Source organism: Burkholderia sp. AU31652, from assembly GCF_002223155.1.
Taxonomy (GTDB): domain Bacteria; phylum Pseudomonadota; class Gammaproteobacteria; order Burkholderiales; family Burkholderiaceae; genus Burkholderia.
In genome coordinates this window covers 335,619-359,739 of record NZ_NKFG01000006.1, presented here as the reverse complement: position 1 = coordinate 359,739, position 24,121 = coordinate 335,619, and the positions used below count along the sequence as shown (strand labels likewise).

Genomic DNA, 24,121 nt, shown 5'->3' with positions numbered 1-24,121 from the left:
GAGATGGCATCTGGCGAACACAAGTATCGCGTCGCAGTGGAATGGACAGGCAATCGTGGCACCGGCACGTCGGGGTATCGCGAGTACGGGCGGGATCATCTGATCCGGGCCGGTTCCAAGCCGGATATTCCCGGTTCGTCGGACGCAGCGTTTCGCGGCGATGCGTCGCGCTGGAATCCGGAAGACCTGTTGCTGGCGTCGGCATCGGCGTGCCACAAGCTCTGGTACCTGCATTTGTGCTCGGAAGCGGGTATTCGCGTGCTTGCGTATGTCGACAACGCGGAAGGCACGATGGTCGACAGTGCCGATGAAGGCCGCTTCACGGAAATCGTGCTGCGCCCGCATGTGACGATCCAGGCCGGCGACGATCGCGAACGGGCAGCACATCTGCATCATGACGCGCACGCGAAGTGCTATATCGCGAACTCGGTCAACTTCCCGATCCGCTGCGAACCGGTGATCGAGTTCGCCGCCGCGTGACGCCGACACCCGCCTGAGTGAAATCGACGATGAAGCTCTTCTACTACCCCAGCAATGCCAGCATGGCGCCGCACATCGTGCTGGAAGAAATCGGCAAGCCGTTCGAACTTGAATTCGTCGACCGCACGCACGACCAGCACAAGTCGCCGGACTACCTCGCGCTCAATCCGAACGGGCTCATCCCGGTGCTGATCGACGGCGACCTGGTGCTGTACGAAGCCGCCGCCATTTGCCTGCATCTCGCCGATACGCATCCCGAGCAGCGGCTTGCACCCGCACTCGGCACGCCGGAACGCGCGCAGTTCTACAAATGGCTCATGTGGCTCACCAACACGCTGCAGGCGACACTGATCGCGTATTTCTATCCGGAGCGCTGGGTCGATGTGGGCAATGCGGCCGGCGCCGCGCAGGTGAAGGCACACGCGGAGGCGAGAATCGCGGCGTTGCTGGCTCAGCTCGACCGCCAGCTGGAGACGAGCGGCGGCCCGTGGCTGCTCGGTGCGCACTACACGGTGCTCGATCCGTATGCGCTGATGCTGTGCCGCTGGACGCGCGGCTTTGCCGAGCCGGCGCGGCAGCGTCCGGTACTCGGCGGCTATCTGCAGCGGGTGCTCGCGCGTCCGTCGGTCCAGCGGGCATTGCAGACCGAAGGGCTCGTGCAGCCCTGGGTGTAACGCGTCATGGCGGCAGCATGCGCGTCACTCGATGCGCATGCGTGCTGGGCGATCCGGGAACGGCAGCGGCCACGACGTCGCGAACTCAGCGTCGGCGTCAGCGTCACAGCGCGACGCCATACACCTCCCGCGCCGCCGCGCGAATCGCATCGGCCATCATCGCGACGGCCGGCGAATGCAGCCGGTCGGTGCGCGTGATGATCCCGAAATCGTCCATCCGGCAATCCATCTCCAGCGGCAGCACCGTGACGATCCCGTGCCGCGCGTAGTAACGCGCGACGTCCTCGGCCAGCACCGCGATCATGTCGCTCTGTTCGAGCAGCTGCGTGATGAACAGCAGCGCGGACGTCTCGACGAGATTCGCCGGCGGCGCGAGGCTCGCGCGCTGGAACACGAGATCGAAGCGGTGGCGCAGCACGCTGCCGGCCGGCGGTACGACCCACGCGGCGCGCTGCACGTCCGCGAGCGACAGCGGCGCCTGCGCGAGCAGCGGATGGCCGGGCCGCACGACCGCGGCGACCGACTCGCCGGTCAGCGGCTCGTAGCGCAGCCGCAGCTTGTCGTGTTCGGCGGAGAGCCGGCCGATCACGATGTCGATTTTTTCCTGCGCGAGATGTTCGAGCAGCACGTTGCTGGTGTCGATCTCGACCGACACGTGCAAGCCGGCATGCGTGCCCTTCACCGCGGCGACGGCCGGCGGCACGAGCCGCAGGCCCGGTGACGTGATCGCCCCCACCGCCACGTGCCCGAGATGGCCGGCCTTCAGCGCGGCCAGCTCCTCGTGCGCCTGGTCGAGGCTGCCGAGCGCCGCGCGCGCATGGCGGATCAGCGCGTCGCCGTAGAGCGTCGGCCGCATCCCGCGCGGCAGGCGCTCGAACAGCACCGCGCCGATCGATTCCTCGAGTTCGCGCAGCAGCTTCGACGCGGCCGGCTGCGTCATGTTCAGCGCGGCCGCCGCGCGGTGAATGCTGCCTTCGTCGGCGAGCGCGACGACCAGCAGAAGCTGGCGCGTCTTCAGGCGGCCACGGTTTCCCCACGGGCTGGCTTCGGGCATCGTACGGGTTTATATCGATATCGGAATCGATATCGTAATCGCCAAAAACGTCATTAGCCAGTTATCAAAATTCTGCCTAGACTGCGCCGGTATCCCGTCACCACAGGACTGACGATGTCGGCAACGAAACCCAGGCTGCGCTCCACCCAATGGTTCGGCACGAACGACAAGAACGGCTTCATGTACCGGAGCTGGATGAAGAACCAGGGCATTCCCGATCACGAGTTCGACGGCCGGCCGATCATCGGCATCTGCAATACGTGGTCCGAACTGACGCCGTGCAACGCGCACTTCCGCAAGCTCGCCGAGCACGTGAAGCGCGGAATCTCCGAGGCGGGCGGCTTCCCGGTCGAGTTCCCGGTGTTCTCGAACGGCGAATCGAACCTGCGCCCGTCGGCGATGCTCACGCGCAACCTCGCGTCGATGGACGTCGAGGAGGCGATCCGCGGAAACCCGATCGACGCGGTCGTGCTGCTCGCCGGTTGTGACAAGACGACGCCCGCGCTGCTGATGGGCGCGGCGAGCTGCGACGTGCCGGCGATCGTCGTGTCGGGCGGGCCGATGCTGAACGGCAAGCTGGAGGGCAAGAACATCGGCTCCGGCACCGCCGTGTGGCAACTGCACGAAGCGCTGAAGGCCGGCGAGATCGACGTTCATCACTTCCTGTCGGCGGAGGCCGGGATGTCGCGTTCGGCCGGCACCTGCAACACGATGGGCACCGCGTCGACGATGGCGTGCATGGCCGAGGCGCTCGGCGTCGCGCTGCCGCACAACGCGGCGATTCCGGCCGTCGATTCGCGCCGCTACGTGCTCGCGCACATGTCCGGCATCCGCATCGTCGAGATGGCGCTCGAAGGGCTCGTGCTGTCGAAGATCCTCACGCGCGCGGCGTTCGAAAACGCGATCCGCGCGAACGCGGCGATCGGCGGCTCGACCAACGCGGTGATCCACCTGAAGGCGATCGCGGGCCGCATCGGCGTGCCGCTCGAACTGGAAGACTGGATGCGCATCGGCCGCGACACGCCGACGATCGTCGACCTGATGCCGTCGGGGCGCTTCCTGATGGAAGAGTTCTATTACGCGGGCGGGCTGCCGGCGGTGCTGCGCCGGCTCGGCGAGGGCGGGCTGCTGCCGAACCCGGATGCGCTGACGGTGAACGGCAAGTCGCTGTGGGACAACGTGCGCGAAGCGCCGAACTACGACGACGAAGTGATTCGCCCGCTCGACCGGCCGCTGATCGCGGACGGCGGCATCCGCATCCTGCGCGGCAATCTCGCGCCGCGCGGCGCGGTGCTGAAGCCGTCGGCGGCGAGCCCCGAGCTGCTCAAGCATCGCGGCCGCGCGGTCGTGTTCGAGAACCTCGACCACTACAAGGCGACGATCAACGACGAGGCGCTCGACATCGACGCAAGCTCGGTGATGGTGCTGAAGAACTGCGGGCCGCGCGGTTATCCGGGGATGGCCGAGGTCGGCAACATGGGGTTGCCGCCGAAGCTGCTGCGTCAGGGCGTGAAGGACATGGTGCGGATTTCCGACGCGCGGATGAGCGGCACCGCGTACGGCACGGTCGTGCTGCACGTCGCGCCGGAAGCCGCCGCCGGCGGGCCGCTCGCGGCCGTGCGCAACGGCGACTGGATCGAGCTCGACTGCGAGGCCGGCACGCTGCATCTCGACATTACGGATGACGAGCTGCAGCGCCGCCTGTCGGACGTCGATCCGACCGCGGCGCCGGGCGTGGCCGGCCAGCTCGGCAAGGGCGGCTACGCGCGGCTGTACATCGATCACGTGCTGCAGGCCGACGAGGGGTGCGACCTCGACTTCCTGGTCGGCACGCGCGGCGCGGAAGTGCCGAGCCATTCGCATTGAGCGGCTGCGCGGCAGCCGGTTGCGGGCTTTCCCGGCCCGCGCAACGTGAAACCGTAAACGCATGACGGCCGGTCGTCACCGAGGCCGAAGCAGGACGCGAACCATGACATCGAGCAGCACGCCGCGCTATCGTGGCATCTTCCCCGTCGTTCCGACGACGTTTACCGATACGGGTGAACTCGACCTCGCGAGCCAGAAGCGCGCGGTCGATTTCATGATCGACGCTGGCTCGGACGGGCTGTGCATCCTCGCAAACTTCTCCGAGCAGTTCGCGATTACCGACGACGAGCGCGACGTGCTCACGCGCACGATCCTCGAGCACGTCGCGGGCCGCGTGCCGGTGATCGTCACGACGTCGCATTACAGCACGCAGGTGTGCGCGGCGCGCAGCCTGCGCGCGCAGCAGCTCGGCGCAGCGATGGTGATGGCGATGCCGCCGTACCACGGCGCGACGTTCCGCGTGCCCGAAGCGCAGATCTTCGAGTTCTATGCGCGCGTGTCCGACGCGATCGCGATTCCGATCATGGTCCAGGACGCGCCCGCGAGCGGCACCGCGCTGTCGGCTCCGTTCCTCGCGCGGATGGCGCGCGAGATCGAGCAGGTCGCGTACTTCAAGATCGAGACGCCGGGCGCCGCGAACAAGCTGCGCGAGCTGATCCGGCTCGGCGGCGATGCGATCGAGGGGCCGTGGGACGGCGAGGAGGCGATCACGCTGCTCGCCGACCTGCATGCGGGCGCGACCGGCGCGATGACGGGCGGTGGGTTTCCGGACGGCATCCGGCCGATCCTCGAAGCGTGGCGCGACGGCAGGCATGACGACGCCTACACGCGCTACCAGGCCTGGCTGCCGCTGATCAACCACGAGAACCGCCAGTCCGGGATCCTCACCGCGAAGGCGCTGATGCGCGCAGGCGGCGTGATCGCGTGCGAGCGGCCGCGGCACCCGATGCCGGAACTGCATCCGGACACGCGCGCGGAACTGCTCGCGATCGCGCGCCGGCTCGACCCGCTCGTGCTGCGCTGGGCGCACTGAACGGTCACCGAACGATTCGCGAAGGAGGCATGCACGATGAGTGATCAGGTTTCGCTGGGGGTCGTCGGCATCGGCAAGATTGCGCGCGACCAGCATCTGCCGGCGATCGACGCCGAACCGGGTTTCAAGCTGACCGCGTGCGCGAGCCGTCACGCGGAAGTCGCCGGCGTGCGCAACTATCGCGACCTGCGCGCGCTGCTGGCCGCCGAGCGCGAGCTCGACGCCGTGTCGCTGTGCGCGCCGCCGCAGGTGCGCTATGCGCAGGCGCGCGCCGCGCTCGAAGCCGGCAAGCACGTGATGCTCGAGAAGCCGCCGGGCGCGACGCTCGGCGAAGTGGCCGTGCTGGAGGCGCTCGCGCGCGAACGCGGCCTCACGCTGTTCGCGACCTGGCATTCGCGCTGCGCGAGTGCGGTGGAGCCCGCCCGCGCCTGGCTTGCGACGCGCGCGATCCGCGCGGTGCAGGTGCGCTGGAAGGAGGATGTGCGGCGCTGGCATCCGGGGCAGCAATGGATCTGGGAGCCGGGCGGCCTCGGCGTGTTCGACCCGGGCATCAACGCACTGTCGATCGTCACGCGCATCCTGCCGCGCGAGCTCGTGCTGCGCGAGGCGACGCTCATCGTGCCGAGCGACGTGCAGACGCCGATCGCCGCTGAGCTCGATTGCGCGGATACCGACGGCGTGCCGGTGCGCGCGGAATTCGACTGGCGGCACGGCCCGGTCGAGCAATGGGAGATCGCGGTCGACACGGCCGACGGCGTGCTCGCGATCAGCCGCGGCGGCGCGCAGTTGTCGATCGCGGGCGAGCCGGTCGAGCTCGGGCCCGAACGCGAGTATCCGGCGCTGTATGCGCACTTCCATGCGCTGATCGCGCGTGGCGAAAGCGACGTCGACGTGCGGCCGCTGCGGCTCGTCGCCGATGCGTTCCTGTTCGGCCGGCGCGTGCAGGCCGACGCGTTCGGCCGCTGATCACGCGGGCGCGCCCCGGCGCGATCGCACACGACGAATCATTACGGCACAAGCCGATATCAAGGAGACACCGCATGAACCGCACGACTCACACGATTCGCCGCCATACCCTGCGCGCGCTGCTGGCCGCACTGTGCATCGCGCCGCTCGGCATGCAGGGTGCCGCGCGCGCCGACGCGCCGCTGAAGATCGGCTTCCTGGTGAAGATGCCCGAGCAGGCGTGGTTCATCAACGAGCAGAACGCGGCGTCCGCGCTCGGCCAGAAGGAGAATTTCTCGGTCGTGAAGATCGGCACGCCCGACGGCGAGAAGGTGCTGGCCGCGATCGACAACCTCGGCTCGCAGGGCGCGCAGGGCTTCGTGATCTGCGCGCCGGACGTGCGCCTCGGCCCGGCGATCGCCGCGCGTGCGAAGCGCTACAACATGAAGTTCGTGACCGTCGACGACCAGCTCGTCGATTCGACCGGCAAGCCGCTGCCGAACGTGCCGCACCTCGGGATGTCGGCGACCAAGATCGGCAACCAGGTCGGCCAGGCCATTGCCGACGAGATGAAGCGGCGCGGCTGGAAGCCCGAGGAAGTCGGCGCGCTGCGGATCACGAACTACGAGCTGCCGACCGCGAAACTGCGCACCGACGGCGCGACGCAGGCGCTGCTCGCGAGCGGTTTCCGCAAGGAGAACATCTTCGACGCGCCGCAGAAGACGACCGACGACGAAGGCGGCTTCAGCGCGGCCGCGCCGGTGCTCGCGCGCCATCCGAACGTGAAGAAGTGGGTGGTCTACGCGCTGAACGAGGAAACCGTGCTCGGCGCGGTGCGCGCGACCGAGCAGCTGCATATCCCGGCGGCCGACGTGATCGGCGTGGGCATCAACGGCGCGGGCGAGGCGTTCGCCGAATTCCAGAAGAAGGAGCCGACCGGCTTCTACGGGACGATCGCGGTCAGCTCGACGAACCACGGCAAGGACAGCACGCAGAATCTCGTCGAATGGATTCGCGGCGGCAAGACGCCGCCGGCCGACACGCAGACGAGCGGCAAGCTGATGACGCGTGCGAACTGGCAGGCCGTGCGCGCCGAGCTCGGCATCTGAGCGCACGAGGCGAGAACGCGATGACGACGCAGACGATGACGGCCGTATCCGGCAATGATCGCGACACCGGCGGCGATGCCGGCGCGTCGCCGCCGGGCGGCCCGCTGCTCGCGCTCGACGGCATCACGGTGACGTTCCCGGGCGTGCGCGCGCTCGACGCCGTGTCGCTGTCGGTGCGCGCGGGCGAAGTGCACGGGCTGATGGGCGAGAACGGCGCGGGGAAGTCGACGCTGCTGAAGGTGCTGTCCGGCGTGAACCAGCCGCAGGCCGGCACGCTGACGCTGAACGGCACCGAGCAGCGCTTCGCGTCGACGCGCGCGGCGCTGGAGGCCGGCATCGCGATCATCTACCAGGAACTGCATCTGGTGCCCGAGCTGACGGTTGCGGAGAACCTGATGCTCGGGCAACTGCCGAGCCGGCTCGGCGTGGTCGACGAGCGCACGCTCGCCGCGCGCGCGCTCGATGCGCTGGAGCGGCTCGGCGAGCATATCGACCCGGGCATTCCGGTGAAGTACCTGTCGATCGGCCAGCGCCAGATGATCGAGATCGGCAAGGCGTTGATGCGCGACGCGCGCGTGATCGCGTTCGACGAGCCGACGAGTTCGCTGTCCGCGCGCGAAACCACGCAGCTGTTCCGGATCATCCGCGCGCTGCGCGCGGAAGGGCGCGCGATCATCTACGTCACGCACCGGATGGAGGAAGTGTACGAACTGTGCGACCGCGTGACGGTGTTCCGCGACGGCCGCCGCATCGACACGTTCGATTCCGTGACCGATCTCGACCGCGACCGGCTGATCGGCTGCATGGTCGGCCGCTCGATCGAGGACGTGTACGGCTACCGGCCGCGCGCGGCTGGCGACGTGCTGATCGAGGCGAAAGGGCTGGCGGGGCCCGGGTTGTCCGAGCCCGTGTCGTTCACCGCGCGGCGCGGCGAGATCGTCGGCTTCTTCGGGCTCGTCGGCGCGGGCCGCTCGGAGCTGATGAAGCTGCTGTACGGTGCCGCGCGCCCGAGCGCGGGGCACGTCGAGCTGAACGGGAAGCGGGTGGCGTTCGGGAGCCCGCGCGACGCGGTGCGCGCCGGTCTCGCGCTGTGCCCGGAAGACCGCAAGCAGGAGGGCATCGTCGCGATCGCGTCGGTGGCCGACAACCTGAACATCAGCGCGCGCCGGCATTTCAGCCCGGCGCGGGTGCTGCTCGACGGGCGGCGCGAACGCGAACTCGCGCAGCGCTACATCGAGCGGCTCGCGATCAAGACCCGCGACGGCGACACGCCGATCGGCGCGCTGTCCGGCGGCAACCAGCAGAAGGTCGTGCTCGCGCGCTGGCTGGCCGAGCGCATCGACGTGTTCCTGATGGACGAGCCGACGCGCGGCATCGACGTCGGCGCGCGCGCGGAAATCTACAACCTGTTCTACGAACTCGCGGAAGCGGGCCGCACGGTGATCCTCGTGTCGAGCGACCTGGCCGAGGTGATCGGCGTGTCGGACCGGATCATCGTGATGAAGCAAGGACGGATCGCGGGCGAGGTCGCGAAGGCGCAGGCGACGCCCGACGCGCTGATCAAGCTCGCGCTGCCGCGCTAGCGCCCCGCAACGATCAACCGGATGCAAACGACATGAGCCAGGCAATGCAACCCCAACGCACTTCCCCGTCCCCCGATGCCGCCGTCGTACCTGCGCGAGCGCGCGGCGGCGTGTGGCAGCTGATCAACCGCTCCGGCATCGTGATGGTGTTTCTCGTGCTGTTCGCGACGCTGTCGCTGACCGTGCCGGACTTCCTCACGCCGCGCAACATCCAGGGCCTGCTGCTGTCGGTCACGCTGATCGGCTCGATCGCGGTGACGATGATGTTCGTGCTCGCGCTCGGCGAGGTCGACCTGTCGGTCGCGTCGATCGTCGCGTTCTCGGGCGTCGTCGCGTCGACGCTGATCACTGCGACGCACAGCGTCGTGCTCGGCGTCGCGGGCGGCGTGCTCGCGGGCGGCGCGGTCGGGCTCGTCAACGGCGTGCTGATCGCGCGCTGGCGGATCAACTCGCTGATCGTCACGCTCGCGATGATGGAAGTCGTGCGCGGGCTCGCGTTCATCACGTCGAACGGCGACGCGGTGATGATCTCCGAGGAACGCTTCTTCGATCTCGGCGGCGGCTCGTTCCTCGGCATCTCGTATCCGATCTGGAGCAACATCGTCGGCTTCGTCGTGTTCGGCTTCCTGCTGCGCAAGACGGTGTTCGGCAAGAACGTGCTCGCAGTTGGCGGCAACGGTGAGGCCGCGCTGCTCGCGGGGCTGCCGGTGATGCGCATCAAGATCACCGTGTTCGTGCTGCAGGGGCTCGTGACGGGTTTTGCGGGCGTGATGCTCGCGTCGCGGATGAGCCTGGGTGACCCGAAGACGTCGGTCGGGCTCGAGCTCGGCGTGATTTCCGCGTGCGTGCTGGGCGGCGTGTCGCTGACGGGTGGCGTCGCGACGATCTCCGGCGTGCTGGTCGGCGTGCTGATCATGGGCTCCGTCCAGGACGCGATGAGCCTGCTGAACGTGCCGACGTTTTACCAATATCTGATACGCGGCGGAATTCTGTTGCTCGCGGTGCTGTTCGACCAGTATCGTCGCAACCAGCGGCGCGCGATGAAGATCTGATCCCTGGCGAACGCGCGGCCGCCTGCATAAGCGACAGATATCGGGAGACGGCATGCAACAGATTCATCCGGCCGGGCAGGCGACGCTGCTGGCGGACACCCGCAACACGCTCGGCGAAGGTGCGACGTGGTGCGACAGGACGCACGCGCTGTATTGGGTGGACATCGAAGGCGCGCAACTGTGGCGCTGCCGCGCGGACGGTTCGGACCTTACCCCGTGGGCGATGCCCGAACGACTCGCGTGCTTCGCGCTGACCGACGACCCGGACGTCCTGCTCGTCGGGCTCGCGACGCATCTCGCGTTCTTCAATCTGCGCAGCGGCGCGTTCACGCGGATCGTCGACGTCGAGCCCGAGCTGGCGACGCGGCTGAACGACGGGCGCTGCGACGGCTCCGGCGCGTTTGTGTTCGGGATGAAGGACGAAGGCGCCGAGCCGCCGAAAGCGGTCGGCGGGTTCTACCGGCTCAATGCCGATCTCACGCTGGAGCGGCTCGCGTTGCCTGCGGCCGCGATTGCGAACAGCATCGGGTTCTCGCCGGATGGCACGAAGATGTATTTCTGCGATTCGCTGGTGCGCGAGATTTTTGTGTGCGATTACCGTGCGGGCGGCGATGTCGCGAACGTGCGGTCGTTTGCGCGGCTGACCGATGCGAACGGCGATCCGGACGGCTCGATCGTCGATCGCGACGGCGGCCTGTGGAATGCACAGTGGGGTGGGCGGCGGGTCGTGCGTTATGGGCCGGACGGGGGCGAGACGGATCGCGTTGCCGTGCCGACCGCGCAGCCGAGCTGTGTGGCGCTCGATGGTGAAGGTCGGTTGTACGTGACGAGTGCGCGTGTCGGGCTGAGCGACGATGCGCTGGCGGGCGACGCGCACGCGGGCGGCGTGTTCGTCGCGCAGACGCGGCACGCGGGGATGGCGACGGCGCGGTTTGCGGGGACACGTACTGGATGAATGGCGCGTGTGGACGGCAGGTTCTATCGGCTGGCAACCCGAAGTGGCGCAGAACGACGAAAGCCCCCGGCTTGTGAAGGTTCGGGGGCTTTTCTTTTGGACCCAATCACCACAATTAAAATAAAGGTAGTCGGGCACGAATCCAGTCCCATTTGGTAGGCGGAATCGAAACCAACTGCATCACATCACTGCTTGAGCTATCGTAATATACGATACCGCCAACACCATCTACCAATTCTCGCTCGGTTGCCGAATTTGCGTAGTATGAAAAATAGCGTTGAGCGCGCAATTCTCCAGCCCCATCGAAAAGCTGAAATCTCACTTCATGCCCATTCCGAATATTCGCGCCACACAATTTTGCGTAATATTCCACACCTCCAAACTCTTTCTTTCCTCCATTCAGTTCTTTTTCAAAAAAATCACACCGACCATAATTGGGCCTGGTCATATGAATGGAGGCGCCAGTCAGCAAAAACACAAGAATGGCTAGCCCAGTGATTCTGATGGCGTTAATCTGCATATTTCACCAAGTTTTATTTCAATAGGTTTCTTCAGCTTCAGATAGACGGGTTTTGAATATATCATAAAGTCCCCGCCCATATGATGCTTGGTGCGCCACCGACTGTAGTCTGAGTTGTAGACCGGATAGAACACGTCAGGCTCTTTGAACTTTCCGAAAAAGCTTCTTCTCGTGTCTACGGGCTTGTTGATGCTTTTTACCCAGATATCCACATCAGTATCACGCTTTGGTGAGCTAGACGTCGACCCACTTATCATAGGCCCCGGCGCGATGATCACGCCGCGCTTATTCCAATGCCCCAGATATTGAATCCCATTAAATGAGTAGTTGTCTTTCACGTAAACGTACACGTGCGTAATTTTTGCGATGGCATCCAGGCAATAAAAGTTGTTCGTTTTTTCGTATCTAAAGTATTTTTCACCGGAAATTTCAAGATTGCCCATGGCTGCGTATATATTAAAATTCGCCAGAGCTCCCGTCAGGTCGGTTGGTGTGAGATTTTCGAGCGTGTCCCAATTGCTGATCGAAGCAAGCTGAAATTGCCAATCGATATGAAATTGACGGATATCAGACAGAAATCGAGTCGTATTGATGTTGAGATCTGCCCCTCTGTCATCTGAGAATATCTTGTTGATTTTTGTCAGAATTTTTGTTCTTGCTTCGACTATGGCGGCGTCACGATAAATGTCGTCAGAAAGAAGTCTTTCATATTTTATCCGAACGCTTCCAAATTTCAACGTCCAGTCAAGGGTTACACTATTGCTGTCTATTGGTTGAATTGATTTTGCATTATCATTGTAAGTGTGTTCGGAGCTGGCAAACCAAGCGCGTGCGAGTTTGGCTGATACTTTCCAGCCCAAGTTGTCCATCGCAATAGTTACATCTTGCAAATCAAAAGGCGGGGGATTTTCGCAAACTTCGGCCTCGTCTTGCTTTGGTGGTTCCTTGGTCTTTGGCGGTTGCTTTGGCTGCGGTGTTTCTGCTTGGTTCCGAGTTTTGGGCGGCTCCACTACCGGCTTTGGTGGCAGCGGAGGGGGAGGCGGCGGTTTTTCGCCTGGAGCTAGTCTATCGATTGATACAGTTTTTTGAGTCTCAAGCGGGATGCATCCTTGTGCGCCCTCGTACTTCTTCAACTCTGGTCCTAGCAAACCTTTTTGCGGTTTATAGTAAGGAATCTTTTTTACGTCAGCCATAAATAGATTTCGCCAATGGATTAATCGATTATTTCAGGGTGGTTGGTGATTAACAAAACCTCCGTCCCATATTGGTTCTTGTCGGTTCCAGTGTCGAAGTCGCTTCGCCCTGTGAAGGTTGGAATGAAGCTGTTCTTTTACCCCGTCGTGAAGTGCTGAACCATTTTCAAGATGAGAATCGATGGCTTTTGGTAATTAAATTAGTATGTCGGCCGGTAATTTCGTACTGATATGAGGTAACTGAGGACATGGAGGTGCGCTGAACGTGATGTCGCGACTATGCGTTCGCGCCCCGACGTACTGGTAAGATGGCCCGCAATTCCATCCCGCCCGCACCATGAGTTCCGCACCGACCAAGCCCGCGAATCCGAAGAATGCCGCGAAAACCGCCACGAAGCCCGCCGCCCGCGCGACGGGCGACAAGCCGAAGGCGCGCGTGCAGCAACGCCTGACCTACGTGATCGGCGGTCTCGACCGGCTGCTGCGCCGCCACATGACCGACGCGCTCGCCCCGCTTGGCATCACGCTCGCGCAATACACGGCGCTGTCGGTGCTCGAGGCGCGCGGCGCATCGTCGAACGCGCAACTGGCCGAGCGCTCGTGGATCACGCCGCAATCGGCGAACGAAGTGATGAGCGTGATGGCCGCCCGCGGCTTCGTCACGCGCGAAGCCGACCCGTCGCACGGCCGCATCATCCTGCTGACGCTGACCGACGAAGGCGCGGCGATGCTGCGTGAATGCGAAGCAGTCCTGCGCCCGCTCGAGACGCGCATGCTCGGCGACGTCTCCGCCGACACCGCCGCGGACGTGCAGCGCGCGCTCGAACTGTTCTCGCGCAACCTGCGCGGCTGACCGCCTTCCGAACCTTCATCGCGCCGGCCCGTGCGGGCCGCGTTCGCGTTGCCGGTCGCCTGACCGTTCCCCGATTCCGTCGCCTCCTGCCGCTTTCCGCTCCGGGTTTACACCGGCGCGCGTGCCGCTTGCAATATCAGGTAGCCTGATATTAAATGAAGCCGTCCGCAGCAGGGATGCTGCGCACCGAATCGCACAGGAACGAACGACAGGAACCGACATGAGCAAGTACGACAACCGCTGGCAGACCGTTGAAGTGAACGTGGAGGCTGGCATCGCGTGGGTGACGTTGAATCGCCCCGAGAAGCGCAACGCAATGAGCCCGACGCTGAACCGGGAGATGCTGGAAGTCCTCGACGCAGTCGAGTTCGACGACGAGGCGAAGGTGCTGGTGCTGACCGGCGCGGGCGCCGCGTGGACGGCCGGCATGGATCTGAAGGAGTACTTCCGCGAGATCGACGGCGGCTCCGACGCACTGCAGGAAAAAGTGCGCCGCGACGCATCGGAATGGCAATGGCGTCGCCTGCGGATGTACAACAAGCCGACGATCGCGATGGTGAACGGCTGGTGCTTCGGCGGCGGGTTCTCGCCGCTCGTCGCGTGCGACCTCGCGATCGCGGCCGACGAAGCCGTGTTCGGGCTGTCGGAGATCAACTGGGGCATCCCGCCCGGCAACCTCGTCAGCAAGGCGATGGCCGACACGGTCGGGCACCGCCGCGCGCTGCACTACATCATGACCGGCGACACGTTCACCGGCGTGGAAGCTGCCGACATGGGCCTCGTGAACAACAGCGTGCCGCTGGCCGAACTGCGTGACGCGACGATCGCGCTTGCGGCGCGGCTGATGGACAAGAACCCGGTCGTGCTGCGCGCGGCGAAGCACGGCTTCAAGCGCGCGCGCGAACTCACGTGGGAGCAGTGCGAGGATTACCTGTACGCGAAGCTCGACCAGGCGCAGCTGCGTGACCCGGAGCGCGGCCGCGAGCAGGGTCTGAAGCAGTTCCTCGACGACAAGACGATCAAGCCGGGCCTGCAGGCTTACAAGCGCTGATACAAGCGCGGACGCAGTCGCCGGCTTCACCGTCGGCGTAATCGCAAGAGACAGGCAAGGCAGGAGACGACATGACCGACAGACGGATGCTGATCGGCGGCGAGTGGTGCAACGCTCGCGACGGCCGCACTTTCGACCGATTCAACCCCGCGACGGGCGCGCTGGCGTCACGCGCGCCGGCGGCCGGCGTGGCCGACGCCGACGCGGCGATCGACGCCGCACACCGCGCGTTTCCCGCCTGGTCGGCGCTTGCGCCGACCGAGCGCCGCCGGCTGCTGCTGAAGGCGGCCGACCTGATGGACGCGCGCATCGACGCGTTCATCGCGACCGGCGTAGCCGAAACCGGCGCGACGCCGGGCTGGATCGGCTTCAACGTGACGCTTGCGGCGAACATGCTGCGCGAGGCCGCGTCGATGACGACGCAGATCGCCGGCGACGTGATTCCGTCCGACGTGCCCGGCAATCTCGCGCTCGCGATGCGCGTGCCGTGCGGCGTCGTGCTCGGCATCGCGCCGTGGAACGCGCCGGTGATCCTCGGCACGCGCGCGCTCGCGATGCCGCTCGCGTGCGGCAACACGGTCGTGCTGAAGGCATCCGAAGCGTGCCCCGGCGTGCATGCGCTGATCGGCGCGGTGCTGGACGAAGCGGGGCTCGGCGCGGGCGTGGTCAACGTGATCACGCACGCGGCGGCCGACGCACCCGAACTCGTCGAGCGGCTGATCGCGCATCCGCACGTCAAGCGCATCAACTTCACCGGCTCGACGCATGTCGGGCGCATCATCGCGCGCCATGCGGCGGCGCACCTGAAACCGGTGCTGCTCGAACTCGGCGGCAAGGCGCCCGTGCTCGTGCTGGACGATGCCGATCTCGACGCGGCCGTCGACGCGATCGCGTTCGGCGCATTCTTCAACCAGGGGCAGATCTGCATGTCGACCGAGCGCGTGATCGCGGCGCGGCCGATTGCAGACGCGCTCGTCGAACGCCTCGCCGCGAAGGCGCGCACGCTGGTCGCGGGCGATCCGCTGGCCGGCCATCCGCTCGGCACGATGGTCGACGCGGCGGCCGCCGCGCGTGCGGCGGCGCTCGTCGAGGATGCCCGGGCGCATGGCGCGAATTTGCCGCTCGGCTGTCGCGTCGAAGGTGCGACGATGCAGCCGGCGCTCGTCGACGGCGTGACGCGCGACATGCGGCTGTATCGCGAGGAATCGTTCGCGCCGGTCGTCGCGATCCTGCGCGCGGACAGTGACGACGAAGCGGTCGCGCTCGCGAACGACAGCGAGTTCGGGCTGTCGGCGAGCGTGTTCAGCCGCGATGTCGCGCGCGCGATGGCGGTCGCGCGCCGGATCGAATCGGGGATCTGCCACATCAACGGCCCGACCGTGCACGACGAGGCGCAGATGCCGTTCGGCGGCACGAAGGCAAGCGGCTACGGCCGCTTCGGCAGCCGTGCATCGATCGCCGAATTCACCGAGCTGCGCTGGATCACCGTGCAGACCACGCCGCGTCACTACCCGATATGAGCGAGGCGACGATGAATGTAGCGAAGCCTCCGGGCGAGGCCGCACAAGATACCGGCGGCGTGCGTTATCGCGCGGCGGCCGTCGCCGTGGGCGCGGCCGAGATTCGTCGCGCGGAAAACGGCGCGTGGTACCTGCGTTCGCGCGAACCGCTCGGCGACTACCCGACGCGCCTGACCGACTGCCTCGTGCGCGGCGCGCAAGCGCATCCCGATCGCGTGCTGGCCGCGAAGCGCGGCGACGACGGCCGCTGGATCGAGATCACCTACGCGCAGATGCTCGAACGCGCTCGCGCGCTCGGACAGGGCCTCGTCGATCTCGGGCTGTCGGCCGAGCGTCCGCTCGCGGTGCTGTCCGGCAACGATCTCGAGCATCTGCAGCTGATGTTCGCGGCGATGCTGGCCGGTGTGCCGTACTCGCCGATCTCGCCCGCGTATTCGCTGGTGTCGACCGACTACGGCAAGCTGCGTCATACGCTCGGTGTGCTGCGGCCGGGCGCGGTGTTCGTCGCCGAGCGCGCGCCGTTCGCGCGTGCGCTCGACGCCGTGTTGCCGGCTGATGCGGCGCTGATCGTCGCACACGACGACGATGCCAGTGTCGACGCCGACGGAAAAGGCCGCGCGGTGCCACTCTCGCGCCTGCTCGCCACCCCCCCGCGCACGATCGACGCGATCCACGCGGCGATCGGCCCCGATCACCTCGCGAAGATCCTGTTCACGTCCGGCTCGACGAAGCAGCCGAAGGCCGTGCCGACCACGCACCGGATGCTGTGCAGCAACCAGCAGATGCTGCGCCAGACGATGCCCGAACTGACGCGCGAACCGCCGGTGCTGGTCGACTGGCTGCCGTGGAATCACACGTTCGGCGGCAGTCACAACCTCGGCATCGCGCTGTACAACGGCGGCACGCTGTATATCGACGACGGCCGCCCGATGCCGGGCCGCTTCGACGAAACCGTGCGCAACCTGCGCGAGATCGCGCCGACGATCTACTTCAACGTGCCGAAAGGCTGGGAAGAACTGACGGCCGCGCTCGAACGCGATGCCGCGCTGCGCGACACGTTCTTCTCGCGCGTGAAGCTGTATTTCTTCGGCGGCGCGGGCCTGTCGCAGGCCGCGTGGGACCGGCTCGACCGCGTGACCGAGGCGCATTGCGGCGAGCGGATCCGGATCATGGCCGGCCTCGGGATGACGGAGGCCTCGCCGTCGTGCCTGTTCACGACCGGGCCGCTGATGCGCGCCGGCTATATCGGGCTGCCCGCGCCCGGCTGCGACGCGAAGCTCGTGCCGTGCGGCGGCAAGCACGAATTGCGCTTCAAGGGGCCGAACGTGATGCGCGGCTACTGGCACGCGGACGTCGATCCGCGCGACGTGTTCGACGACGAAGGCTATTACCGCAGCGGTGATGCGGGCGTGTTTGCCGATCCGGCGCGGCCGGAGCTTGGGCTGCTGTTCGACGGGCGGTTGACCGAGGATTTCAAGCTGAGCAGCGGCACCTTCGTCAGCGTCGGGCCATTGCGCGCGAACGCGGTGTCGAGCGGCGCGCCGTACGTGCAGGACGTGGTCGTCACCGGCATCAATCGCGACGACATCGGGCTGCTGGTGTTTCCGCGCGTCGACGCGTGCCGCGCGTTGGCGGGGCTCGCCGCTGATGCTTCGGTGACCGACGTGCTGCGCGCGCCGGCCGTGCGCGCGGTGTTCGAACAATGGCTCGTCGAGCTGAACCGGCAGGCGAGCGGCGGTTCGACGTTCGTCGCGCGCATCCGGCTGATCGACACGCCGCCGTCGCTCGACCTCGGCGAAGTGACCGACAAGGGTTCGCTGAACCAGGCCGCCGTGCAGAAGCATCGCGCGGCGACGATCGACGCGCTGTACGACCCGGCGCGGCGCGATCCCGACGTGATTTACGCGTAAGCAGTAAGCGCGAGCAGTAAGCATCAACAAGCACGCACAACGACCGGCCGGCCACGACACCGGCAGGCATGCTTGCGGCCAGTGAATCAGGCTGCCTGATAAAGGCGGCCGTTCAGACGACACCTCGCGCGCTGCTTCGCCACTGGCCGGCGACGGCGCGCGGTGGCCGTTGCATGGTCGACCGATTACAAGACATGGGACTGGAGACACGATGAACACCTACGTAGCGGAAAAATCCACGGTCGCGACCACGCTCGCGCTGTGTTTCGCGATCGCACTTCTCGAAGGGCTCGACCTGCAGTCGGTCGGCGTCGCCGCGCCGCGCATGGCGCGCGAATTCGGGCTGTCCGTATCGCAGATGGGCATCGCGTTCAGCGCGGGCACCTTCGGGCTGTTGCCGGGCGCGATGCTCGGCGGGCGGCTCGCCGACCGGATCGGCCGCAAGCGCGTGCTGATCGCATCGGTCGTGCTGTTCGGGCTGCTGTCGATCGCGACCGCGCAGGTATCGACGTTCGCGATGCTCGTCGTCGTGCGCGTGCTGACCGGCATCGGCCTCGGCGGCGCGATGCCGAACCTGATCGCGCTGTCGTCCGAAGCGGTCGAGCCGCGCTCGCGCAGCAGCGCGGTGGCCACGATGTACTGCGGGATCCCGTTCGGCGGCGTGATCGCGTCGGTGATCGGCGTGCTGCTCGCGGGCGACACCGAATGGCGGCACATCTTCTACGTCGGCGGCGTGGGGCCGCTGCTGCTCGTGCCGCTGCTCGTGTGGTTCCTGCCGGAATCGCGTGCGTATCTCGACGTCGCCGGCACGCCGGCCGCGCGATCCAGCGTCGCGCGTACGCTGTTCGGCGACGGCCGCACGACGTCGACGGTCGCGCTGTGGGTCAGCTACTTCTGCACGCTGATCGTCCTGTACTTCCTGCTGAACTGGCTGCCGTCGCTGATGGCCTCGCGCGGGCTCGATCGCGCACACGTCGGCCTCGTGCAGATCGCGTTCAACGTCGGCGCGGGGCTCGGCGCGCTCGGCATCGGTGCGGCACTCGACCGGATGCGCGCGTCGCGCGTGGTCGGCGGCATGTACGTCGGAATCGTGCTGTCGCTCGCCGCGCTCGCGGCGGCGCCCGGTTTCGCGTCGCTCGCGGCCGCCGCGTTCGCGGCCGGGATGTTCGTCGTCGGCGGGCAGTCGGTGCTGTACGCGCTCGCGGCGATCTACTACCCGACCGCGATGCGCGGCACGGGTGTCGGCGCGGCGGTGGCAGTCGGCCGGCTCGGTTCCGTCGTCGGGCCGCTCGCGGCCGCGACGCTGCTGGCCGCCGGCCGCAGCGCGCCGGTCGTGATCGGCGCGAGCATTCCCGTCACGCTCGTCGCGGCCTTCGCTGCATTCGTGCTGATTCGCCGCCCGCAAGCCGGCGACTGATGGTTCGTTTTTTCAATGCGCGCCGTCAGAGCGCGCTTACTCAAGGTCTGGAGACGCAACGATGAAGACGAAGACAAGGAACGGCCTGCTGGCCGCCGGAGCGTGCTGCGCATTTGCCGCGCCGGTCGCGCATGCGCAGTCGAGCGTGACGCTGTACGGGATCATCGATACGGGCGTCGAATACGTGTCGCACGCGAACGCGGCAGGCGACCACGTCGTGCGGATGCCGGGCGTGACGGGCGAGCTGCCGTCGCGCTGGGGGCTGCGCGGCACCGAGGATCTCGGCGGCGGCTATCAGGCGGTGTTCACGCTCGAAAGCGGCTTCAACGTGCGCGGCGGCGATCTCGGCCAGGGCGGCCGGTTGTTCGGGCGGCAGGCATTCGTCGGGTTGAAGAGCGGCTTCGGCACGCTCGCGTTCGGGCGCCAGTACACGATGACCTACCTCGCGCTGCAGGGCGCGGACATCATCGGCCCTGACATCTACGGGCTCGGCTCGTTCGACGCGTACGTGCCGAATGGCCGCGCCGACAACGCGGTGACCTACGTCGGCGCGTATCGCGGCGTGACGTTCGGCGCCGCGTATTCGTTCGGCCGCGACGGCGCGGGCACCGGCAACTCGCCGGGGCAGGGCACGTGCGCGGGGCAGGTGCCGGGCGACGCGGTGCAGTGTCGCAACTGGTCGGTGATGCTCAAGTACGACAGCGCGTACTTCGGTGCGGCGGCGTCGTACGAGGAACAGCGCGGCGGCACCGGCGCGGCCGCGAACTTCTTCGACGGCGTCGCGCCCGTTCCCTTCACCAGCAGCAGCGGCAAGGACGCGCGCACGCACGTGAGCGCGTATGCGCAGGCGGCCGGCGCGAAGATCGGCGCGGGCTGGATCGGGCGGCGCGTGTCGACCGGTTCGCCGGCTGCGGCGGGTGCGCATTCGGATTTGTTCTTCGTCGGCGCATCGTATGCGGTGAAGCCGGATTTCGTCGTCGACGGCGAAGGCTACCGGATCGTCAACAGCGCGCACGACACACGCGCGACGATGGCCACGCTGCGCGCGACCTATCTGCTGACCAAGCGCACGGCCGTTTACGCGCAATCGTCGTATCTGTGGAACAGCGCGCATGCGCGCTACTCGGTCAGCGGCGGCGGGCCCGGCACGACGCCCGGCGCGGGGATGGGGCAGCTCGGCGCGATGGTCGGCGTGCGGCACATGTTCTGATTCACCGGCGTGACGAACCGAACGGGAGTTATCTTGAACAGGAAATCTGCATTCCTCTGTATTGCGCCGCTGTCCGCCGCCGCGATGCTCGCCGGTTGCGGCGGCGACGATTCGATCAGCGCCGCGCCCACGCACCTGAGCGCCGCGACACCGGCCGCGATGGCGCAGACCTGCGACGCGCTCGCCGCGAAGCTCGCGTATGCGAACACGTCGTTCACGTCGGTGACGACCGCGGCCGCCGGCGCGCTCACGGTGGCGGGCAAACCGATCGCCGAGCACTGCGTGATCGCAGGGAAGATGAACGAGCGCGTGAGCACGGTCGACGGCAAGACCTATGCGATCGGCTTCGAAATGCGCTTGCCGAAGGCGTGGAACGGCCGCTTCTTCTACCAGGCGAACGGCGGCCTCGACGGCAACGTCGTGACCGCGACCGGCGAGATCGGCGGCGGCGGGCCGCTGACCGACGCGCTGAACCAGGGCTTCGCGGTGATCAGCTCGGATTCCGGGCACAGCGCCGCGCAGAACCCGCTGTTCGGCCTCGATCCGCAGGCGCGCATCGACTACGGCTACGGCGCGGTCGACGCGCTCACGCCGATGGCGAAGCAGGTGATCCGGCTCGCATACGGCAAGGCGCCTGATCGCAGCTATTTCGGCGGCTGCTCGAACGGCGGCCGTCACGCGATGGTCACGGCGGTGCGCAACCCGGCCGACTACGACGGCATCATCGCGGGCGATCCGGGCTTTCATCTGCCGAAAGCGGCGATCGGCGAGATGTACGGCGCGCAGCAGTTCGCGAAGATCGCATCGGCGACCGGCTCGAACGGGCTGCCGGATATCCGCAGCGGCTTCAATGACGCGGAGCGGCAGTTCGTCGGCGCGAAGATCCTCGAGAAATGCGATGCGCTCGACGGCGCGGCCGACGGGATGGTGCAGGACGTCGCCGCTTGCCAGACGCACTTCAGCGTCGATGCGGACATCCCGACCTGCGCGAACGGCACGCGCACGGGCGCGTGCCTGACGACCGCGCAGAAGACCGCGCTCGGGAACGTGTTCACGGGCGCACGCAACAGCGCGGGCCAGGCGCTCTATGCTGGCTTTCCGTACGATCCGGGCATCGCGGGCGGCGGCTGGGCCGCGTGGAAGCAGTCGAATTCGATCACGCTCGACCCGGCCGCGATGGCGTTCACGTTCATGTCGCCGCCAAAAACCGCCGCGGCGCTCGCGAACCTGCCCGGTTTCGCGCTCGGCTTCGACATGGACAACGACGCGCCGGCGATCTTCGCGACCAGCGGCGTGTACACGCAATCCGCGTGGACGTTCATGACGCCGCCCGACGAAACCAACCTGTCCGCGCTGAAGGCGCGCGGGGCGAAGCTGCTCGTCTATCACGGCACCGGCGACCCGGTGTTCTCGTTCGACGACACGCGCGACTGGTACGCACGGGTCGCGCAGGCGAACGGCGGCGATGCGTCGGATTTCGCGCGCTTCTATCCGGTGCCGGGGATGAACCACTGCTCGGGCGGGCCGGCGGCCGACCAGTTCGACCTGCTGACGCCGCTCGTGGCGTGGGTCGAGCAGGGGCAGGCGCCCAATGCGGTGGTGGCCGCCGCGCGCGATGCGACGAACGTGGCGCCGAATGCGGATGTGCCGGCGTCATGGGGCGCGGGACGTACGCGGCCGTTGTGCCCGTATCCGCAGGTGGCGCGCTACAACGGATCGGGCGACGTGAATTCGGCGGCGAGCTTCAGTTGCCGCTGACGTAGCCGTCGATGGGAGGCGGCTGGTGCGCTATCGCGCGCCGGTCGCCTCATGTGTGCAACCGCTCACTTACTCGCCCGGCTCGACCGGCACCTCGAGCCCGACCTTCACGCGGCTCATGCTCACCAGCGTCTTGAACCGCTTCACGTTGTTGTTCGCGAAGAACAGCTCGCGCGTGAGCGCGTTGTACTGATCCATGTTGCGTACGGCCAGGATCAGCACGAAATCCCATTCCCCCGTCACGTAGTAGCACTGCTGGATCTGCGGGCAGCGCTCGAAGGTGCGCTTCATCGCGTCGAGCTGGTCGATCTGCTCGCTTTCGACCTCGACGTTGACGACGATCGTCAGCGGATGATCGACCTTGTCCGGCGCGACGACAGCGGTGTAGCGCTCGATCACGCCTTCGTCCGCGAGCCGTTTCAGGCGCCGGTTCACGGCCGCGGTCGACAGGTTGACGCGCGCGCCGAGCTCGCTTTGCGGCGTCTGCGCGTCGCGCTGGATTTCCATCAGCAGCTTGCGATCGAACGCATCGAGTGGAGTGGTCATGATGGCGCGTGAAACCTCGAAAGAATGAGAAATTTTTGCGTGGCAGTCGCTAATTTGGCGATTTTATTGACCCGCATGCGCAATATTATTTTTCGAACCGGCGGCGCGTGCAACCCGTGCGCGCCCGACCCGAACCGACTCACGGAGTGCTGCCCGCGATGCTGATCGCCAACCCCCGCGCCTCGCGCGCCGCCTATCCCCACGCGCTGCGCCGCGTGATGAACATCGCATCGGCCGACGAAAGCGGCGCGTGGCTGTCGCACTGGCCGCTCGTCGGCAACGCGCGCACGCCGCTGCGCGCGCTGCCGGATCTCGCCGCGCGGCTCGGCGTCGCGAGCGTCAGCGTGAAGGACGAGTCGTGCCGCTCGCCGCTCGGCAGTTTCAAGGCGCTTGGTGCGCCGATCGCGCTGGTGCGGCTCGTGAAGCGCCTGCGACGCACGCAGGATCTCGATCCGCAAGGGCTCGTCACCGGCCGCTACGCAGCGGAACTGGCCGACCTGACGGTGATCAGCGCGACCGACGGCAATCACGGCCGCGCGCTCGCCGCCGCCGCGCGTGCGATCGGCTGCGGGTGCGTGATCGTGCTGCACGCGAACGTCGACGCCGAGCGCGAACGCGCGATCTCCGCGTACGGCGCGCGGATCGTGCGCATCGAGGGGAACTACGACGAGTCGGTCGTCTGCGCGGCGCAGCTTGCGCAGGCGAACGGCTGGTATGTCGTGTCCGATACGTCGTACGACGGCTACGAAGCGATTCCGCGCGACGTGATGCAAGGCTATGGCGTGATCGCCGCCGAGGCCGCCGCACAGGCGGCGCACGACGACGGGCGCCCGTTCACGCATGTGCTGCTGCAGGGTGGCGTGGGCGGCCTCGCCGCGGGCGTCGCGAGTTACCTGTGGGAGCGCGACGGCGTGCAGCGGCCGCGTTTCATCGTCGTCGAGCCGCGCCAGGCCGACTGCCTGTACCAGAGTGCGCTCGCTGGGCGCGCGTCCAGGGCGACCGGCAGCGTCGATTCCGTGATGGCGGGGCTCGCGTGCGGCGAGGCGTCGCCGCTGGCGTGGGACTTCCTCGAGATGTGCATCGACTACTTCATGCTGATCGACGACGAGGACGCGGTGCAGGCGATGCGCGGCCTCGCGGCCGGCAGTGAACGCGACGTGCCGCTCGTGGCGGGCGAATCGGGCGCGGCCGGCGTCGCGGGGCTCGAGGTGCTGATGCGCGACCCTGCGCTCGCACGGCAGGTGGGGCTCGATGCGCACTCGCGCGTGCTGGCGATCAATACGGAAGGCGCGACGGCGCCGTCCGTGTACCGGAACTGCGTCGGCGAAACGGCCGATGCCGTGCTCGCGCGGCAACGCGCCTGGCGGGACCGCGCGGCAGTGGCGGCCTGAA

The 24,121-nt window shown here is 67.0% G+C and carries 21 protein-coding genes; 17 read left to right on the top strand and 4 right to left on the bottom strand.

Going from position 1 to position 24,121, the window contains the following annotated elements; all coding sequences use genetic code 11:
• The first annotated feature begins 3 nt into the window (after positions 1–3).
• Positions 4–480, top strand: coding sequence for an OsmC family protein (locus tag CFB40_RS31780; protein WP_089433529.1), 477 nt, complete (start codon positions 4–6; stop codon positions 478–480).
• 29 nt (positions 481–509) lie between these two features.
• Complete coding sequence (locus tag CFB40_RS31775; protein ID WP_089433528.1) at positions 510–1,154, top strand: glutathione S-transferase family protein; 645 nt, start codon at positions 510–512, stop codon at positions 1,152–1,154.
• 103 nt (positions 1,155–1,257) lie between these two features.
• Here CFB40_RS31775 and CFB40_RS31770 read toward each other — a convergent pair whose 3' ends face one another.
• Positions 1,258–2,208 carry a LysR substrate-binding domain-containing protein gene (locus CFB40_RS31770; protein WP_089428754.1) on the bottom strand — a complete coding sequence of 317 codons (951 nt, stop codon included), beginning with the start codon at positions 2,206–2,208 and terminating at the stop codon, positions 1,258–1,260.
• Between the two features lie 114 nt (positions 2,209–2,322).
• Here CFB40_RS31770 and CFB40_RS31765 point away from each other — a divergent pair, with 114 nt between their 5' ends.
• The 7 genes from CFB40_RS31765 to CFB40_RS31735 all read left to right on the top strand — a co-directional run bounded on the left by CFB40_RS31765 (position 2,323) and on the right by CFB40_RS31735 (position 10,751).
• The gene (locus CFB40_RS31765; protein WP_069252773.1) at positions 2,323–4,074 is read left to right on the top strand and encodes an IlvD/Edd family dehydratase; all 1,752 of its coding nucleotides are present in this window, start codon (positions 2,323–2,325) and stop codon (positions 4,072–4,074) included.
• Between the two features lie 103 nt (positions 4,075–4,177).
• Positions 4,178–5,107 (top strand): dihydrodipicolinate synthase family protein, encoded by a 930-nt coding sequence (locus CFB40_RS31760; RefSeq protein WP_089433527.1) that lies wholly within the window; start codon positions 4,178–4,180, stop codon positions 5,105–5,107.
• A gap of 36 nt (positions 5,108–5,143) precedes the next feature.
• Positions 5,144–6,073, top strand: coding sequence for a Gfo/Idh/MocA family protein (locus CFB40_RS31755; RefSeq protein ID WP_089433526.1), 930 nt, complete (start codon positions 5,144–5,146; stop codon positions 6,071–6,073).
• Positions 6,074–6,147: 74 nt separating this feature from the next.
• The gene (locus CFB40_RS31750) at positions 6,148–7,161 is read left to right on the top strand and encodes an arabinose ABC transporter substrate-binding protein (protein ID WP_089428758.1); all 1,014 of its coding nucleotides are present in this window, start codon (positions 6,148–6,150) and stop codon (positions 7,159–7,161) included.
• 20 nt (positions 7,162–7,181) lie between these two features.
• Positions 7,182–8,744: an L-arabinose ABC transporter ATP-binding protein AraG gene (gene araG / locus CFB40_RS31745; protein ID WP_089433525.1), complete on the top strand. Its 1,563-nt coding sequence runs from the start codon at positions 7,182–7,184 to the stop codon at positions 8,742–8,744.
• A gap of 32 nt (positions 8,745–8,776) precedes the next feature.
• Complete coding sequence (gene araH / locus CFB40_RS31740; protein WP_089433524.1) at positions 8,777–9,796, top strand: L-arabinose ABC transporter permease AraH; 1,020 nt, start codon at positions 8,777–8,779, stop codon at positions 9,794–9,796.
• Positions 9,797–9,848: 52 nt separating this feature from the next.
• On the top strand, positions 9,849–10,751 hold the full coding sequence (locus CFB40_RS31735; protein WP_089433523.1) for an SMP-30/gluconolactonase/LRE family protein: 903 nt from the start codon (positions 9,849–9,851) through the stop codon (positions 10,749–10,751).
• A 115-nt stretch (positions 10,752–10,866) separates the two neighbouring features.
• Here the strand turns inward: CFB40_RS31735 and CFB40_RS38325 are convergent, their stop codons facing one another.
• The gene (locus tag CFB40_RS38325; protein WP_143329910.1) at positions 10,867–11,271 is read right to left on the bottom strand and encodes a hypothetical protein; all 405 of its coding nucleotides are present in this window, start codon (positions 11,269–11,271) and stop codon (positions 10,867–10,869) included.
• Positions 11,238–12,464, bottom strand: coding sequence for a DUF6402 family protein (locus CFB40_RS31730; protein WP_179255325.1), 1,227 nt, complete (start codon positions 12,462–12,464; stop codon positions 11,238–11,240). The genes CFB40_RS38325 and CFB40_RS31730 overlap by 34 nt, the downstream gene beginning before the upstream one ends.
• A 337-nt stretch (positions 12,465–12,801) precedes the next feature.
• Here CFB40_RS31730 and CFB40_RS31725 point away from each other — a divergent pair, with 337 nt between their 5' ends.
• The 7 genes from CFB40_RS31725 (at position 12,802) to CFB40_RS31695 (ending at position 22,183) form a co-directional block, all read left to right on the top strand.
• Complete coding sequence (locus tag CFB40_RS31725; RefSeq protein WP_089433521.1) at positions 12,802–13,317, top strand: MarR family winged helix-turn-helix transcriptional regulator; 516 nt, start codon at positions 12,802–12,804, stop codon at positions 13,315–13,317.
• 220 nt (positions 13,318–13,537) lie between these two features.
• Positions 13,538–14,368, top strand: coding sequence for a p-hydroxycinnamoyl CoA hydratase/lyase (locus CFB40_RS31720; protein WP_089433520.1), 831 nt, complete (start codon positions 13,538–13,540; stop codon positions 14,366–14,368).
• A gap of 71 nt (positions 14,369–14,439) precedes the next feature.
• Complete coding sequence (locus tag CFB40_RS31715; RefSeq protein ID WP_089433519.1) at positions 14,440–15,888, top strand: aldehyde dehydrogenase; 1,449 nt, start codon at positions 14,440–14,442, stop codon at positions 15,886–15,888.
• On the top strand, positions 15,885–17,798 hold the full coding sequence (locus CFB40_RS31710) for a feruloyl-CoA synthase (protein WP_373452699.1): 1,914 nt from the start codon (positions 15,885–15,887) through the stop codon (positions 17,796–17,798). Before CFB40_RS31715 ends, CFB40_RS31710 begins: the two co-directional genes overlap by 4 nt.
• 211 nt (positions 17,799–18,009) lie before the next feature.
• Complete coding sequence (gene mhpT, locus CFB40_RS31705) at positions 18,010–19,215, top strand: 3-(3-hydroxy-phenyl)propionate transporter MhpT (protein WP_089433518.1); 1,206 nt, start codon at positions 18,010–18,012, stop codon at positions 19,213–19,215.
• 61 nt (positions 19,216–19,276) lie between these two features.
• Complete coding sequence (locus tag CFB40_RS31700) at positions 19,277–20,425, top strand: porin (protein ID WP_089433517.1); 1,149 nt, start codon at positions 19,277–19,279, stop codon at positions 20,423–20,425.
• 33 nt (positions 20,426–20,458) lie between these two features.
• On the top strand, positions 20,459–22,183 hold the full coding sequence (locus CFB40_RS31695) for a tannase/feruloyl esterase family alpha/beta hydrolase (protein ID WP_089433516.1): 1,725 nt from the start codon (positions 20,459–20,461) through the stop codon (positions 22,181–22,183).
• Between the two features lie 69 nt (positions 22,184–22,252).
• On the opposite strand, the gene CFB40_RS31690 is transcribed toward CFB40_RS31695, so the two are convergent.
• The gene (locus CFB40_RS31690; protein WP_089428770.1) at positions 22,253–22,729 is read right to left on the bottom strand and encodes an Lrp/AsnC family transcriptional regulator; all 477 of its coding nucleotides are present in this window, start codon (positions 22,727–22,729) and stop codon (positions 22,253–22,255) included.
• Positions 22,730–22,887: 158 nt separating this feature from the next.
• Here CFB40_RS31690 and CFB40_RS31685 point away from each other — a divergent pair, with 158 nt between their 5' ends.
• The gene (locus tag CFB40_RS31685) at positions 22,888–24,120 is read left to right on the top strand and encodes a diaminopropionate ammonia-lyase (RefSeq protein WP_089433563.1); all 1,233 of its coding nucleotides are present in this window, start codon (positions 22,888–22,890) and stop codon (positions 24,118–24,120) included.
• The last annotated feature ends 1 nt before the right edge of the window (position 24,121 follow it).

Coding starts and splice junctions, on each gene's coding strand:
- CFB40_RS38325 (WP_143329910.1), bottom strand. CDS start 11,271: ATGCAGATTAACGCCATCAGAATCACTGGGCTAGCCATTCTTGTGTTT.
- CFB40_RS31760 (WP_089433527.1), top strand. CDS start 4,178: ATGACATCGAGCAGCACGCCGCGCTATCGTGGCATCTTCCCCGTCGTT.
- CFB40_RS31730 (WP_179255325.1), bottom strand. CDS start 12,464: ATGGCTGACGTAAAAAAGATTCCTTACTATAAACCGCAAAAAGGTTTG.
- CFB40_RS31710 (WP_373452699.1), top strand. CDS start 15,885: ATGAGCGAGGCGACGATGAATGTAGCGAAGCCTCCGGGCGAGGCCGCA.
- CFB40_RS31725 (WP_089433521.1), top strand. CDS start 12,802: ATGAGTTCCGCACCGACCAAGCCCGCGAATCCGAAGAATGCCGCGAAA.
- CFB40_RS31770 (WP_089428754.1), bottom strand. CDS start 2,208: ATGCCCGAAGCCAGCCCGTGGGGAAACCGTGGCCGCCTGAAGACGCGC.
- CFB40_RS31735 (WP_089433523.1), top strand. CDS start 9,849: ATGCAACAGATTCATCCGGCCGGGCAGGCGACGCTGCTGGCGGACACC.
- CFB40_RS31720 (WP_089433520.1), top strand. CDS start 13,538: ATGAGCAAGTACGACAACCGCTGGCAGACCGTTGAAGTGAACGTGGAG.
- CFB40_RS31750 (WP_089428758.1), top strand. CDS start 6,148: ATGAACCGCACGACTCACACGATTCGCCGCCATACCCTGCGCGCGCTG.
- CFB40_RS31700 (WP_089433517.1), top strand. CDS start 19,277: ATGAAGACGAAGACAAGGAACGGCCTGCTGGCCGCCGGAGCGTGCTGC.
- araH (WP_089433524.1), top strand. CDS start 8,777: ATGAGCCAGGCAATGCAACCCCAACGCACTTCCCCGTCCCCCGATGCC.
- CFB40_RS31685 (WP_089433563.1), top strand. CDS start 22,888: ATGCTGATCGCCAACCCCCGCGCCTCGCGCGCCGCCTATCCCCACGCG.
- araG (WP_089433525.1), top strand. CDS start 7,182: ATGACGACGCAGACGATGACGGCCGTATCCGGCAATGATCGCGACACC.
- CFB40_RS31765 (WP_069252773.1), top strand. CDS start 2,323: ATGTCGGCAACGAAACCCAGGCTGCGCTCCACCCAATGGTTCGGCACG.
- CFB40_RS31690 (WP_089428770.1), bottom strand. CDS start 22,729: ATGACCACTCCACTCGATGCGTTCGATCGCAAGCTGCTGATGGAAATC.
- CFB40_RS31755 (WP_089433526.1), top strand. CDS start 5,144: ATGAGTGATCAGGTTTCGCTGGGGGTCGTCGGCATCGGCAAGATTGCG.
- CFB40_RS31715 (WP_089433519.1), top strand. CDS start 14,440: ATGACCGACAGACGGATGCTGATCGGCGGCGAGTGGTGCAACGCTCGC.
- CFB40_RS31775 (WP_089433528.1), top strand. CDS start 510: ATGAAGCTCTTCTACTACCCCAGCAATGCCAGCATGGCGCCGCACATC.
- CFB40_RS31780 (WP_089433529.1), top strand. CDS start 4: ATGGCATCTGGCGAACACAAGTATCGCGTCGCAGTGGAATGGACAGGC.
- mhpT (WP_089433518.1), top strand. CDS start 18,010: ATGAACACCTACGTAGCGGAAAAATCCACGGTCGCGACCACGCTCGCG.